Genomic DNA, 14400 nt, shown 5'->3' on the forward strand with positions numbered 1-14400 from the left:
CTGCAAATTTCAAGATTTTTTTTAGAAAATCAAGAACTAATAAGAAATTTTAAGAGGTATTTAAGATTTTTTTATTCTCCTCTGTGGCTGGAAAGGTCCATAGAAATTCCTATCTGATTGACGTTCGAAGAGTTGTGGTATCTTATGTGAGCATAATCTATACGAAATCTTGAAACTTTAATTCCGAATCCGCCGGAAAGTCCTGAAAAGTTTCTTTGATCTGCCACAGCGAGCTCATTTCCTCTTTTTACGTTATATCCCAATCTGATATTAAAGTTTTTTTCAGGAAATAATTCTGCCCCTAAAGAGAAATGATCTGCAATTTTTCTGCCTGCCTTCACTTCCTGACCATCCTTATTATATTCTGATGAAATATTAAATTGCTGAAGATCGTGTGCTGTGATAGTTATAGCAAGAGGGAAATTTTTCAATATTCTTGTATATCCTACATCCACTCTGAATGGGAGATTTTCGCGGGTTCCGTTGAATGATTTCAGCTGGAAACCGAAGTTTCTCAATACAAGAGAGAGAACTTCTTTGTTCTTTTTATTATGATACGTAATTCCGGCAGTTCCTGAGATGGCGGAAGAAGTATAATTATCTATTTTTGAGGTAACGAAATTTAATCCTCCACCAATCGTCCAGTCTTCTTCAAACTGGTAAGCATATCCGGCACCAATAGCAACATCGGAGGCTTTATACTCTCCATCCTGAAAACCACTTTCATCGGTCCTCGGAATACTTCCATAGCTCATATATCTGGCATTGATAGTGGCCATGTGACCATTTTCAAAGTCTTTGGCATAAGCAATGGTTCCGTATTTGGAGTCGGCAAGATAAGCGGTAGCGTTTACAGAAAGCTGTTTATCTGAATCTTTGTTTAACAGGGCCGGGTTTGCAATAGCAAAGGAAACATCATAATCTCTTATCGAAATTGCATCTCCACCCAAGGCTGCCTGTCTTGCAGATACAGGTACATTTAAGAACGGATACACATTTGTTCCTGTTTGTGCATAAGAAACAATTCCTGATAGAAATAATGAAAAAATGATAATTTTCTTCAACTCAATTTATAATTAATGCAAAAATAATCCTTTTTCGTACTTTTCAAAATATTTCTTACATTATTTCTAATTAAATATTTTTCTTTTATCAATATTTTTAATGATTATATTTGCAAAATCAAATTTTGGGGAAACCCACTCTAATAAAAGCTTATTAAAAATAAAAGATGAAATATAAAAGAATCCTTCTAAAACTTAGTGGTGAGGCCTTAATGGGGAACAGACAATACGGTATTGATAACGAAAGACTGCAGGAATATGCTGCAGAGATCAAAAAAGTAGTTGAAAAAGGCTGTGAAGTAGCGATCGTCATTGGAGGAGGAAATATTTTCCGTGGTGTTGCGGGGGCTGCGAAAGGAATGGACAGAGTACAGGGAGACTACATGGGAATGTTAGCTACTGTAATCAATGGTATGGCATTACAAGGTGCATTGGAGGATGCTGGGATCAAGACAAGGCTTCAGTCTGCGATTGAAATGGATAAAGTAGCTGAACCTTTCATCAAAAGAAGAGCAGTAAGACACCTTGAAAAAGGTAGAGTAGTGATCTTCGGCGCAGGAACAGGTAACCCTTATTTTACAACAGATACAGCGGCAACATTGAGAGCAATCGAAATTGGAGCAGATGTAATTCTTAAAGGAACAAGAGTAGACGGAATTTATGACAGCGATCCTGAGAAGAATGCTGATGCGGTAAAATATAACTCATTGTCTTTTGACGAAGTATTTGAGAAAAATCTTAAGGTAATGGATATGACTGCCTTTACTTTGAGCCACGAGAATAAATTACCTATCATTGTATTCGATATGAATAAAGATGGAAATTTAGTGAAAATTGTAGATGGGGAAAATGTAGGGACTCTAGTTGATTTGTAATCAGATATCAGGCAGAACATAGATTAGAGAATACAAGGTAGGATTATAATATATCTCCTTATTTCTTATCTTTTGCCGGAAATTAATTTTCTATAAAAAATAAACCACTTGTTACGGCCATTAAAGCTAGGACAAGTGGTTTTTATTTGTCCTTAAATTTATTCTTCATCCGTCATAGCGGTTGTGGATAGTAGTCATCAAGAAAAATTTGGCTTGAATAATCTGTACTTACGTACATCTACAGATCGTGCCATGTTGCTGTGAGTAACATTTACTCCAGGCATCTGTGATGTTTCTCAATAAAAATATGGGTAATGCTTCACATATTTTCAGGGATTAAAACGAAGTGAGGTAAAATCTAACTGTATTGAGAATAGTAAATATAAGGGGTTGAAAGAAAAAAAATACAGTGATCTCTACTTTAATTGTTTAGGTGTCAATTCTTTTCTTTTAAATAGAAAGAATAAATTTTGAGCTGGTGAAAATACTTTATTTCTAATCCATGATCATAGAAAACTATGAATAAAAGACAAAAAACAAGTAACGATTGATAGTAAAAAAGAGCTGTTTTCCCAAAAATAGAGAATATAAGCTTAGTGAAATATCGAAAACAATCATTATTTTTGCACCACTGAATAGTAAAAAATAGTAAAAAATAGCTTGAAAGCAGAAGGCTTATGAGGTTTAACTATTTAATTTACAGTGAGTATTAATTAATGTGTAATTTATCAAACTATACTATAATAATGGAAGAATTAGATCTAATATTAGAATCTGTAAAACAGGACATGGATGCAGCGGTAAAACACCTTGACCATGCATTTCAAAGAATCAGAGCAGGACGTGCTTCTACATCAATGGTTCAGGATGTAATGGTTGAATATTATGGAGCAATGACTCCAATCAATCAGGTTGCCAATGTTTCTATTCCAGATGCAATGACTATCTCTATTCAACCTTGGGACAGAACAGCAATCAATGCTATTGAAAAAGCAATTATCAATTCTAATTTAGGTTTTGCACCTTCTAACAATGGAGAAAATATCATTCTTAATGTACCACCTTTAACGGAGGAAAGAAGAAGAGATTTGGCAAAACAGGCTAAAAGCGAAACAGAGCAGACAAAAATCGTTGTAAGAAACGCAAGACAGGAAGGTTTGAAAGAGCTTAAAAAGTTGGAGGGAGTTTCTGAAGATGTTGTAAAAGGAGTGGAAGAAGAAATCCAGACGTATACAGATAAGTATGTGAAGCTTTGTGATGAGCATCTTAAGACAAAAGAAGCTGAAATTATGAAAGTATAATTTTCAGTTTTTGAAAATATAGAAAGAGGATTCCATTTTTGGAATCCTCTTTTTTGCATAATATTATTTATAAATTAATTAGAATTATCAGTTTGTTATAATATATTGCTAAGTATTATCGTTATATTTATCGGATTATTCCTGAAAGTACTATAGAACAGGATAACAGCATAAAGATGATGACCAGAATTATTGGAGTGGGGAACTATATCCCATCTGAAACAATTACCAATTTATTTTTTGACAAGCATATTTTCCTTAATGAGGAAGGTATTTTATTAAAAGACAATAATGCCTCTATCACAGAGAAACTAAAAAAAATTACAGGCATTGAAGAAAGAAGATATGCCAAAAGTACACAAGTCACTTCAGATTTGGGGCTTAAAGCGGCTCAGGCTGCCATAGAAAATGCAGGAATAGATCCTGAAACATTAGACTATATTATATTCGCCCATAATTTTGGAGATGTTAAGTTTGGAACTGTTCAATCTGATACGGTTCCGAGTCTTGCAGCCCGTGTGAAGCATTTATTAGGAATACGAAATAATTTCTGTGTTGCCTACGATGTTTTATTTGGATGCCCGGGATGGATTGAAGGGGTAATACAAGCGAATGCATTTATTAAGGCAGGGATTGCCAAGCGTTGTTTGGTGATTGGAGCTGAAACACTTTCCCGTGTGGTGGATATCCATGACAGAGATAGTATGATTTATGCAGACGGCGCCGGCGCTGCTGTTCTTGAAACTAATTCAGAGGACGAATCTGGAATTAAATCTCATTTGTCCGCTTCCTATACCTTTGCAGAAAAGGATTATTTATATTTCGGGAAGTCTTACAACAATGAACGTTGTCCGGATACCAAATATATTAAAATGGATGGAAGGAAAATCTATGAATTTGCCCTTCTGCATGTTCCTGAAGCCATGAAAAAATGTCTGGATAGTAGCGGGTACTCAATCCATGAATTAAATAAAATTATCATCCATCAGGCTAATGAAAAAATGGATGAAGCCATTGTTAGCAGGTTTTATCAGCTGTATAATACTCCGACTCCGGAGCATATCATGCCTATGGTGATTCATAAACTGGGTAACAGCAGTGTTGCAACTATTCCTTCTTTACTTGCTATGATTTTAAAGGGTGAATTAGAAGATCACGAGATCAAAAAGAATGATGTTGTTCTATTTGCTTCAGTAGGTGCTGGAATGAATATTAACGCTTTTGTTTATCAATTTTAATCATTCATTAAATAACCCGAGTTCGGGATCATAAAATTAAGGATAATAAGCTGGAAGAGAGAGGCTGGAAGTTACTATCGGAGCTACCATTTCTGACGTTGCCGTAAAATTTGATGAAGCAGTCTTTAAAGGAATAATAGATTACAGGGTTGTAAGTGTTTTTTTAACATCAACTCACTCCACTCTCCCAGCTTCAGGCTTTCTTACTAAAAACAAAAAGGTCTTATCCCGAACTCAGGTTAAATAGATTTTCAACGAAAAAAAAAAGAGACTTCAGATTCTGGAGTCTCTTTTCTTATATTCAGTAATTTATTTACAGTTTTCATTGTAATCCATAATAACTTCTTCTACAATTTCCGGGATGTTTGACATCACGTCGTCAATCTGGCTTTTAATCAGTCTGCCAAGACCGGATCTTTTCTTTTCATCATTTTTTAGGGAAGCATAAGTACCACTGGTCATTTTGCTTTTAGCATAGCTGCAGTCTCCAATAATTATTTTGGCTTTGGCTAAGGTAAGTTCTTCAATTTTACCACCTTTTTTACTGTAAATATAAGAGGGAGTTTCTCTCATTCTCTTGGTTTCTGCATCGGCGGCGGCAATCTGGCTGGTTCCGGCTGAAAAGGTAGTAGGATAACCATATAATTTATATACCTTAATCTTGCCGTCTGTTACGATTTCGGCAAATTGTGTGCTTTTTGTAAGATTGTTGAAAGCTTTGATATTGCCACTTAAGCCTCCTGTTGCTGTATTAAATCCTTCTTTGGTATTGGTATACTTAATGTTTTCGAAGTGCCTTTCGCTATTGTTATTATCAATAGCAACATATTCTTTGATGTCATCAGTATCCAGTGTTTTGAACTTCTGTTTCTTTTTAGACTTATCAATGTCAGATGCGGCAATAAATTTTACTTTCTTCTGGTTATCCCAGGGGGACAGGGCATCTCCGTTCAGTCTTACGATCCCTTCGGTTTTTTTACCACTTTTGTCTATAATATAACCATATATTTCATCACCTCTTAATGCATAATCGGTGTTGTTGTCTTCTTGCGCATAAGCATTAAAGGAAACCAGCGCAAACAGGCTTAAAGCCAGTGTTTTTTTCATGGAGTTAAAGTTTTTTGCAAATATAGTCTTTTTGAGATAGTCAGGAAGTGGGAAGCTGGAGGCTGGAGGTAATTGTGGTTACAGAGTAATTGGAGTTTGTTTTAAAGATAAAAAGTGATATATGGAATAATCTTTAAATGATATAAAACTCAATTATAATGATGTCTACAATAGTTTTAACAATCAGCTTTGATGATATGTCTATAAGTAACTTCCAGCTTCCATCTTTCAAGAAATAGAAAGGCCCGGATTTTCCGGGCCTTTCTATTTCTTGAAATTATTGATATCTCTTATGCTCTTTATTTTTTGAGAATCTTTTCGTAATTGGTTTGAACAGTACTTTGTATTTTTCTGCATCAAACAACTGTGAATCTGTAAGCGCTTTATAAGTCATCCATACTCCGAATGGAAATAGAATGAGATTAGGAAGCCATGCTGCTAAATAGGGGTTCATTTTGCCACTCCAAGCAATGTTTTCCACCCCAACATTAATCACATAGAAAATGATGAAGATAACAATCGCTATAATTACTGGAAGTCCCATTCCTCCTTTTCTGATGATAGATCCCAAACTTGACCCAATCAGGAAGAAAATAAGACAAGTTACCGAATAAGAGATGTATCTCTGCTGGTAAATAACAACCTTACTGAAGTATTTTACATTGGTGCTGAACTCATTCTTTTTAACCTCAAGTGTTGATTTCAGATTTTCAAGTCTGTTGTAGGAACTGTAAATCATTTCCAGCTTTTTATCACTTTTTACAGTATCCATTTTTATCTGTGCTTTTGGTGTTACTTTAGGTTTGTTAGACTGATCCATATAAGCAACTACACTATTGGTTTGGTTTAAAACATCATTTCCTACACTTTTAAAGAACAATGCATTTTCTTTTTTACTAACGGCAATGGTTGTATTAAGTTCATTATAAGTTTGGAAACGATAATCATCCGTAATCTGCTCTTTTTCGATGGCCTTGTTGATGAGTTCACTAATGTCAAAGTGATTCACCAGAGTATCGAACTTAATAGCCTGGTCAGGCTGTTTTCTTCTTACATCTTCTCCTTTTCCTGCAAAATTATCTTCAAATACATATCCATTATAAAGGATTAGTTTTAGAAAGTTCTTGTTGGTTGCCGGTACAAACTTCCCTTTTTCAGCTACAACAGACTGCTGGTTTTCGTAAGTATTGGCTTTTTTATGAACAAAAACACCTTCAATATTTTCTCCGTTTTCTCCGTAGATCTTGTCGAACTTCACCATGTATCCTGGGATTTGGTCAATGAACTGCCCGGGAGTAAAGTTAATCGCAGGTTTTGTTTGAGCAATATTAAAAAGCATATTCTTTGCCTTCCTCTGAAAATCCGGAATAATATTGTTGGAGAAGAAAAACAGCATGATGGCAAGAATCGTAGTAATTCCTAACAGAGGAACCATTACTCGGGTAAGGGGAATTCCTGCCGCTTTCATAGCGGCCAGCTCATAGCGTTCTCCAAATTCTCCGAATGACATGATACTCGCCAGAAGAATTGTGAGCGGAAGAACCATACTGATAACGTTCACCCCAAGGTAAAAAAGAAGCTTCAGGATCTGCCAGTAGCTTAATCCTTTTCCCATAAACTGTCCTAATTGAACCCAGATAATGTTTACAATGAAAATGAAAAACAATACGCTGAATATAAAGAAAAACGGTCCAAAGAAGGTTTTTATAATATATTTGTCTAGTATTTTTAACATGTGCCAAAATTAATCAAAAAGCCGCAAACTTGCGGCTTTTATATTTTGTTATTTTTTTCTGAAGTGAATTTATCAAAAGGTGAATTTACCTTTTTGATTTTCAACTTTTAAAGCTCTGTAATGACGTAGTTTTTGAACTTATTTTTGTCGAAAACGAACATATTAGGATCCAAATCCTGATTCTCTTTGTACTCTTTAATCGCAATTACTGCAACATCTTTGTTGTTTCCGTGCTGTTCCAGTTTTACCATTTGCTTTTTCGCAGAGTCTACAAAAATGTACACAAATTGAATTCCGTTTGCTTTTACCGGAGTAAGCTTAATGAAATCTGCATTTACACCATTTACTGTTTTCTTACCATTATAAGTTACATTGTACTCGTTTCTGTAAGTAGTAAGATAGTTGATAGGGGAGAACATGGCACTGTTTCCGTTAGGTTTTGCAATGGTTACTTCCATATCATCTGCATTGATGTTGTAGATTTTATTTCCATCGAAGATCTGTTCTGTATCCATGATCTTCAGTTTGTATTTATCTCCGGCTGTATAATAGATACCAGGCTCTGTTTTGTTAACCTGTCCGTTCAGTCCGCTTCCAAAAGAAAATTTGAAGTAAGAATTCTTTTTAGAATTATAGTTGGCTGTAATATCATCCAATATCTTTTTAGCTTTTGCATCTATTTTCTGAGCATTCGCCATACCTACTGCACCTACAACAAAACTTCCCAATATAACTTTTGAAATAATATTTTTCATTTTTTCTATTTAATAATCTTTAGATAATTTTAAACTTTCAAGGTTAAAGCAATAGAGCTTTTCCTTTTATTAATGCTGTTCTTCCAAAAACTGTTCCAAAAAAACACTTTCAACACGGTCTGTATTACAGACGATGTTTTACCATTTATCTTACCTCTGGCCTTTCAATATACTTATCAAAGTTCTCAGGCAGAATATTAGTTGTGGTTAGTTTATTAGAAGTAATAGTAGGTTCAATTTTTATAACTTTAGTATGTTCATTAATTTCAACCGGATGCTTACTTCTCATATTTACCATATCTATATGGAGTGCTGTAAACTCGTGTTTTCCATTTTCTAAATTAACAATAACATATTCTTTTGGTCTGATCTGTCCCAGAGATTTGCCGTCAAGTCCAATATTTAATCTTGCTGTATTATCCATCTTATGAAGAGCTCCAGCACCATTATAAATAAGAACTTTGCCATTTCCCAAAGTATTATTGTCGATGACATCTAGTTTTACAGAAGTATAATCGCTAGGAACGGATCTTAAGGCACATGAAGATAATGTAAGTGTACATGCAAAAAGTCCCAGTTTAATGGTTTGTTGTATTGAAATTTTCATGATTATTCTTTGAATATGATTTATATTACTCGGGCATATTTAAACAAATATGCCCGAGATTGATTTTTTGGATTAATAATTTTTAGGATTGATTAGCTTCTTAAATCTTCCAGGAACTGTTCCAAAGAATGAAGGTCACTAATGATAACTTCTCTTGCCTTAGCTCCGTTGAAGCCTCCTACAATACCGCTTGCTTCTAGCTGATCCATAATTCTTCCGGCTCTGTTGTAGCCCAGTTTCAATTGTCTTTGAAGCATTGAAGTAGATCCCTGCTGTGTGGAAACTATAATTCTTGCAGCATCTTCAAATAATGCATCTTTTTCATTAGGATCAAAAGCACCTACGGAAGAACTGTTCGCATCTTCTGAAACATATTCCGGAAGAAGGAATGCAGATGAGTATCCTTTTTGTTCTCCAATGAACTCTGCAAGTCTTTCTACTTCCGGTGTATCAACAAAAGCACACTGAAGTCTTAAGATCTCATTACCGTTGAAATAAAGCATATCTCCTTTACCAATCAATTGATCTGCTCCCGGAGAATCAAGGATCGTTCTTGAATCCACACTGGAAATTACTCTAAAGGCAGCTCTTGCCGGGAAGTTGGCTTTAATCATACCTGTGATTACATTTACGGATGGTCTCTGAGTTGCAACAATTAGGTGGATACCTACAGCTCTTGCAAGCTGTGCCAATCTGGCAATCGGTAATTCAACTTCTTTTCCGGCAGTCATAATTAAGTCTGCAAACTCGTCTACTACCAATACAATATATGGAAGGAAGCGATGTCCGTTTTCAGGATTTAATTTTCTTTCCGCAAACTTCTTGTTGTATTCTTTAAGGTTTTTACAGAAAGCATTCTTCAGAAGATCATATCTTGTATCCATTTCAATACACAGAGAGTTCAGAGTATTGATTACTTTATTGGTATCTGTGATGATGGCTTCTTCGGCGTCTGGTAATTTCGCTAAATAATGTCTTTCAATTTTTGAATATAGAGAAAGTTCCACTTTTTTAGGGTCAACCATTACGAATTTCAGTTCGCTTGGGTGCTTCTTGTAGAGTAGGGAAGTAAGAATTGCATTAATCCCGACAGACTTACCCTGTCCTGTTGCTCCCGCCATCAATAAGTGAGGCATTTTTGAAAGGTCAGCCATAAAGATCTCGTTGGAAATCGTTTTTCCGAAAACCACCGGAAGATCCATATCCGTATTCTGGAATTTATGAGAAGCAATTACGGAACGCATAGAAACCATTGTGGGATTTTTTCTTGGTACTTCAATACCAATGGTTCCTTTTCCTGGCATTGGAGCAATAATTCTGATTCCCAATGCAGAAAGGTTCAATGCGATATCATCTTGTAGCTTTTTAATGGCAGCAACACGAATTCCAGCTTCCGGTACAATCTCGTATAAAGTAACTGTTGGACCGATGGTTGCTTTAATCTCTGCAATTCCTACGTTGAAGTTCTTCAGAAGTCCAACAATTTTGTTTTTATTTTCTTCTAATTCTTCTTTGTTGATGGAAATTTCCTCGTTACCATAATCTTTTAACAACTCAACAGGGGGCATTTGGAAATTAGCCAGATCTAATTTATGATCATACAAACCATGTTTTTCAACAAGCTCCTGAGATTTTTTGTCAGAATCATCCAAAACATCAATTACCGGAGCTACTTCTACGTTAAACTTAATGTTTTCCTGTGCAGGCGCAGGTGTTACAGGAATAACAGGAGCCGGAGTAGGAACAGGAATAGAAATAGCAGGGTTCATATCAAAAGCATCTTCCGGGCTTGAAACCGGAATTGTTGGTTTTGTAGAAAGATTTAAGCTTACAGGTTGAGCAACCTGTTGCGGCTCATTATCAAATGAAGTATGATTAGGAGTAGTGATTGTCTCAATAGTACTTGTTGCCGGAACTTCAGGGAATCCTTTTGGAGTATTTACAGGTTCCGGTTCTTTAATCTTATTGATGGAGCCATTAGATGTAGAGTTGGTGATGTCACTTACGGTAACATTCGGAGCTGCTTTTTCTTCGATTTCTGTTTCATCAATTTCTTCTTTTAATTCTTCATCAGATTCAAAGTCCTCATCAGAATCAGGCATCATTGATTTTACTTTTCCAATAGTATTTTCGTTGATCTTACTTAGTTTTGCCTTGATAGAGCTTGGGCGAAGATTAAATTCAAGAATGAAATATAAAAGAATACTTGCGGCTAATACAGTCCATAATCCTACGGAGCCGATAATTGCATTTAAGTAATCCATCACCTGGTATCCGTAAACACCTCCAAGAACGCCTTGTCCTTTGGTAAGCGCTCCCATAAAAATAGGAAGCCAGCAAATGAAAAACAGAGAATGACCAATTGTTTTCCATGGCTTGAAGGTCTTCTTTTTAAGGATCAGAGTTCCAACAACCAGAAATAAAAATGCTATAATAAATGAGGCTATACCAATGCTTTCAAATATGAAAATGTTTCCAAACCAATCCCCGGCTTTACCGAAAATGTTTGAAGATTTTATACTTTTGTCCAGCATGGTTCCTGCCTGGCTTTGGTCTGCCTTCCAGTTCATTAAATAGGAAATGAACGATAAAGCAAGAACAGCGGAGAACAGTATAAAAGTAAGCCCGAAAAATATACGTGGCTTAGATAAAATTCTGCCTTTTTCAGGCGATTCAGTCGGTTTTTTTTGTGTCTTTTTATCCATAAATATCAATGAGGCAAATTTAACGTTTTTTCAATACTAAAAAGAATCTTTTTTCTTCAAAAAACATTTTGTAATACCACTTTTTACTGAGATTATTTTAAGTTGATTTAAAAATACTTTATCTTATAAATATTGTCTGAAATAAAAATAGGGTTATTTTTTTTGTTTATCCAAATACAGAGCCGTTAAATTATATTAATTGATTTGTATTTCTTTATAATTTTTCCAAAAAATCATGAAACTTAAGTTTGAAATCTATGTTTAAGTCAGGTTTTTTCTTCGGAATTTAATTTTTAGTCAGGAAGTATTTTTTGAACTAGTTCAAAGGCTAGAAGTTTTAGACCTGATAATTTTGTCCCATAAAATGTAAGCAATGAAAAATATCTTGAAAAGCACTTTGACTTTATGCCTGTTTTTATTATCACTGGTATCAACTAACGCACAACAAAAAAGAAAAATGGAAAATACAGCATTATTAATTATCGACGTACAGAACGATTATTTCCCCGGGGGAAAAATGACATTGGAGGGAGCAGAACAAGCGGGTAAGAATGCTCAGCAGGTTTTGGAATATTTCAGGAAAAACAACCTTCCGGTAATTCATATCCGTCATATTTCAACCAATGAAGGAGCTGTTTTCTTCTTGCCGGGAACTTTGGGAGCAGAAATCCATTCCTTGGTTTCCCCTTTGCCTAATGAAAAAGTGATTGAAAAACATTTTCCTAACAGTTTCAGAGAGACGGAACTGTTGAATTACCTTCAATCAAAAAACATTAAAAATTTGGTGATTACCGGAATGATGACAGATGTTTGTGTAGAATCTACCACAAGAGCAGCTTTTGATTTCGGATTCAATAACACTATTGTTGGGGATGCTACTGCAACAAGAGACAGGGAACTCAATGGACAGATAATAAAGGCATCCGAAATTCAAAGATCTTTTTTAGCAGGAATATCTGCATTGGGTGGTCTTTATACCAATATCGTAAATACTCAGGATTTCTTAAAAGGGAAATAAAATTAACCAGCATATTAAAGAATAAAGATATCAGTAATATTGGTATCTTTATTTTTGTTAAATAATATCATGTTCAATCTGCTTTACAAAAATATCAGCCGCTATATTGATCTTTCTGAAGAAGAGTTCAAGCAGTTTTCTGCACCTTTCCAATTGAAATGCTTTAGGAAGAAAGAGATTGTTCTGAAAGAAGGAGATTATTGCCTTTTCGAAGGTTTTGTTCTGAATGGGTGTTTCAAAATCTATTATCTCAATGAAAACGGATTTGAACAGACTTTATATTTTGCAGTAGAAGGGTGGTGGATCACGGATATTGATAGTCTGCTTAATGATGTTCCCAGTATTTTAAACATTGAAGCCCTTATGGATAGTGAAGTATTGATGATCTCAAAGAAAGATAAGGAGGTACTCTATGAAGCCATGCCTCAGACTGAGAAGCTTTTCAGGATTATGAATCAACGTTCATCAGTGGCGCTTCAAAGAAGAATTCTTTCTTTAACCGGTAAAACAGCAGATAAACGCTATCTTGAATTTCTGGAAAAATATCCCGGACTTGAGCAGAAGATTACCCAGCAGCAGGTATCTTCTTATCTTGGAATTACCCATGAGTTTTTAAGTAAGATCAGAAAAAGAATCTCGTTGGAAAAATAAATGAATAACTCGCTGTTCTTAAGTAAAGTTAGATGAGAATAATTGTGAACATAATTACTTATTTTTGAAATAAAAATATCATGAAAGCCATATTATTATCATGCCTGCTATACTTCTCAAATGCATTTTCACAGTCTTACGAAGATTTGATGAAAGAAGCTGCTGTCAGTTTACAGGCAAAAGAATATTGTACTGCCCTTTCAAATTTTAAAGATGCTTTTAACCTGCAATCTGAGATTGGTATTTATGATTATGTAAGTGCTGCCTCTGCTGCCGCCAACTGTAATGATATGAAAATAGCCATTGAATGGCTTAAGAAAGGAGCTAAACTCGGACTTGGAAAAAACAGAGAAGAAGTAACTTTCCTACAAACCAATGAACGATTTAAAAACCTTAGTCAGAATATAGAGTTTAAACAGCTTTTAACAGACTTGGATAATAAGGTGACTCAAATAGAAAAACGGAGGAAACAGAAAACAGAAGAGTGGAATCAGGAGATTATTAAAAACCAAATCACGGGAAGCATTCCTTTTAATCAAGCGCCATTCGGATTTGCTTTGTATTTTACAGAACCCGAGGGCTTTAAAGCTCCTTATATAGTTTTCGTTCCAAAAGGGTACAAATCTTCAAAGCCAGTGAAAGTTATTTTCTTTCTTCATGGAGGTGTAAATTCTCTTAATGATTTTTATTATCAGAATCCGGATGTAAAAAAAGAACCTATTTTTTCTGTTGGTGATCGTTTTAATGCTATTATTGTCTATCCTTTTGCTAAAAAAGATTTTGGGTGGATGAATCAACAAAAAGCTTTTGAAAATATTTTTACAATCCTGAATGATGTTGAGAAAAAATATAACGTAGATCAAAATAAAATCTATTTGGGGGGGATTTCCAACGGCGGAACTGCAACATTTTGGTTTGCATCTCAGAAAGAAACTCCGTTCAAAGCATTTTATGCTTTTGCTCCAAATCCTGTATTAAATATTGGAGCTATTCCGTTTGAAAATATTACGAAAGATCATCCACTCTATACCATCAGTGCAAAAGATGATTATGTATTTGGTTATGGTGATGTGCTGAAAATTTATAATCAAAATAAATCTAAGGCAAAAGGGTGGATCTTTCAGACTATAGAAAAGGGCTCACACGAATTTATTTATAAACCTGAAATCAGTAATGAGCTTTTAACAAACTTCTTTTCTGAAGTTTTGAGATGAAAAGCAATAGTCTGAAATAGAAGTCTTCAATCGTTGCTATAGGTATTATTAATCCGTATCTCTTCTGTGTTAAAAATTGATTTTTTCATAATAACTCCAATCTTATTAAGAACGATTCAAAATAACGAAA

12 protein-coding genes are annotated in these 14400 nt (G+C 34.8%); 6 read left to right on the forward strand and 6 right to left on the reverse strand.

Going from position 1 to position 14400, the window contains the following annotated elements:
- Positions 1–71 precede the first annotated feature (71 nt).
- Positions 72–1064 carry a type IX secretion system protein PorQ gene (porQ, locus tag CHSO_RS12465; RefSeq protein ID WP_045496356.1) on the reverse strand — a complete coding sequence of 331 codons (993 nt, stop codon included), beginning with the start codon at positions 1062–1064 and terminating at the stop codon, positions 72–74.
- A 167-nt stretch (positions 1065–1231) separates the two neighbouring features.
- On the opposite strand from porQ, the gene pyrH reads away from it, so the two are divergent.
- The 3 genes from pyrH (at position 1232) to CHSO_RS12480 (ending at position 4478) form a co-directional block, all read left to right on the forward strand.
- Positions 1232–1939: a UMP kinase gene (gene pyrH / locus CHSO_RS12470; RefSeq protein WP_045496358.1), complete on the forward strand. Its 708-nt coding sequence runs from the start codon at positions 1232–1234 to the stop codon at positions 1937–1939.
- A 746-nt stretch (positions 1940–2685) separates the two neighbouring features.
- Positions 2686–3240 (forward strand): ribosome recycling factor, encoded by a 555-nt coding sequence (gene frr, locus CHSO_RS12475; protein WP_045496360.1) that lies wholly within the window; start codon positions 2686–2688, stop codon positions 3238–3240.
- Between the two features lie 176 nt (positions 3241–3416).
- Entirely contained in the window at positions 3417–4478 is a 1062-nt protein-coding gene (locus tag CHSO_RS12480) for a 3-oxoacyl-ACP synthase III family protein (RefSeq protein WP_045496362.1), read from the forward strand.
- Between the two features lie 309 nt (positions 4479–4787).
- Here CHSO_RS12480 and CHSO_RS12485 read toward each other — a convergent pair whose 3' ends face one another.
- The 5 genes from CHSO_RS12485 to CHSO_RS12505 form a co-directional block, all read right to left on the reverse strand.
- Positions 4788–5585, reverse strand: coding sequence for a hypothetical protein (locus CHSO_RS12485; protein ID WP_045496364.1), 798 nt, complete (start codon positions 5583–5585; stop codon positions 4788–4790).
- Positions 5586–5862: 277 nt separating this feature from the next.
- Positions 5863–7320: an LptF/LptG family permease gene (locus CHSO_RS12490; RefSeq protein WP_045496366.1), complete on the reverse strand. Its 1458-nt coding sequence runs from the start codon at positions 7318–7320 to the stop codon at positions 5863–5865.
- 107 nt (positions 7321–7427) lie between these two features.
- Positions 7428–8075 carry a LolA family protein gene (locus CHSO_RS12495; RefSeq protein WP_045496368.1) on the reverse strand — a complete coding sequence of 216 codons (648 nt, stop codon included), beginning with the start codon at positions 8073–8075 and terminating at the stop codon, positions 7428–7430.
- 145 nt (positions 8076–8220) lie between these two features.
- A complete protein-coding gene (locus CHSO_RS12500) occupies positions 8221–8682 on the reverse strand; it encodes a hypothetical protein (RefSeq protein WP_045496370.1) in 462 nt (153 codons plus the stop codon).
- A 92-nt stretch (positions 8683–8774) separates the two neighbouring features.
- Entirely contained in the window at positions 8775–11387 is a 2613-nt protein-coding gene (locus CHSO_RS12505) for an FtsK/SpoIIIE family DNA translocase (RefSeq protein WP_045496372.1), read from the reverse strand.
- Between the two features lie 373 nt (positions 11388–11760).
- On the opposite strand from CHSO_RS12505, the gene CHSO_RS12510 reads away from it, so the two are divergent.
- The 3 genes from CHSO_RS12510 (at position 11761) to CHSO_RS12520 (ending at position 14270) form a co-directional block, all read left to right on the forward strand.
- Complete coding sequence (locus CHSO_RS12510) at positions 11761–12405, forward strand: cysteine hydrolase family protein (protein ID WP_084220975.1); 645 nt, start codon at positions 11761–11763, stop codon at positions 12403–12405.
- 69 nt (positions 12406–12474) lie between these two features.
- Positions 12475–13056, forward strand: coding sequence for a Crp/Fnr family transcriptional regulator (locus CHSO_RS12515; protein WP_045496374.1), 582 nt, complete (start codon positions 12475–12477; stop codon positions 13054–13056).
- 80 nt (positions 13057–13136) lie between these two features.
- Positions 13137–14270, forward strand: coding sequence for a prolyl oligopeptidase family serine peptidase (locus CHSO_RS12520; RefSeq protein ID WP_084220976.1), 1134 nt, complete (start codon positions 13137–13139; stop codon positions 14268–14270).
- Positions 14271–14400: the final 130 nt, after the last annotated feature.

It is taken from the genome of Chryseobacterium sp. StRB126 (assembly GCF_000829375.1).
Taxonomy (GTDB): domain Bacteria; phylum Bacteroidota; class Bacteroidia; order Flavobacteriales; family Weeksellaceae; genus Chryseobacterium.

Bases quoted from the DNA above. Each gene is read 5' to 3' on its own strand.
- CHSO_RS12510 (WP_084220975.1), top strand. From the start codon at position 11,761: ATGAAAAATATCTTGAAAAGCACTTTGACTTTATGCCTGTTTTTATTA.
- CHSO_RS12480 (WP_045496362.1), top strand. From the start codon at position 3,417: ATGATGACCAGAATTATTGGAGTGGGGAACTATATCCCATCTGAAACA.
- frr (WP_045496360.1), top strand. From the start codon at position 2,686: ATGGAAGAATTAGATCTAATATTAGAATCTGTAAAACAGGACATGGAT.
- CHSO_RS12485 (WP_045496364.1), bottom strand. From the start codon at position 5,585: ATGAAAAAAACACTGGCTTTAAGCCTGTTTGCGCTGGTTTCCTTTAAT.
- CHSO_RS12515 (WP_045496374.1), top strand. From the start codon at position 12,475: ATGTTCAATCTGCTTTACAAAAATATCAGCCGCTATATTGATCTTTCT.
- CHSO_RS12500 (WP_045496370.1), bottom strand. From the start codon at position 8,682: ATGAAAATTTCAATACAACAAACCATTAAACTGGGACTTTTTGCATGT.
- CHSO_RS12495 (WP_045496368.1), bottom strand. From the start codon at position 8,075: ATGAAAAATATTATTTCAAAAGTTATATTGGGAAGTTTTGTTGTAGGT.
- CHSO_RS12505 (WP_045496372.1), bottom strand. From the start codon at position 11,387: ATGGATAAAAAGACACAAAAAAAACCGACTGAATCGCCTGAAAAAGGC.
- CHSO_RS12520 (WP_084220976.1), top strand. From the start codon at position 13,137: ATGAAAGCCATATTATTATCATGCCTGCTATACTTCTCAAATGCATTT.
- pyrH (WP_045496358.1), top strand. From the start codon at position 1,232: ATGAAATATAAAAGAATCCTTCTAAAACTTAGTGGTGAGGCCTTAATG.
- CHSO_RS12490 (WP_045496366.1), bottom strand. From the start codon at position 7,320: ATGTTAAAAATACTAGACAAATATATTATAAAAACCTTCTTTGGACCG.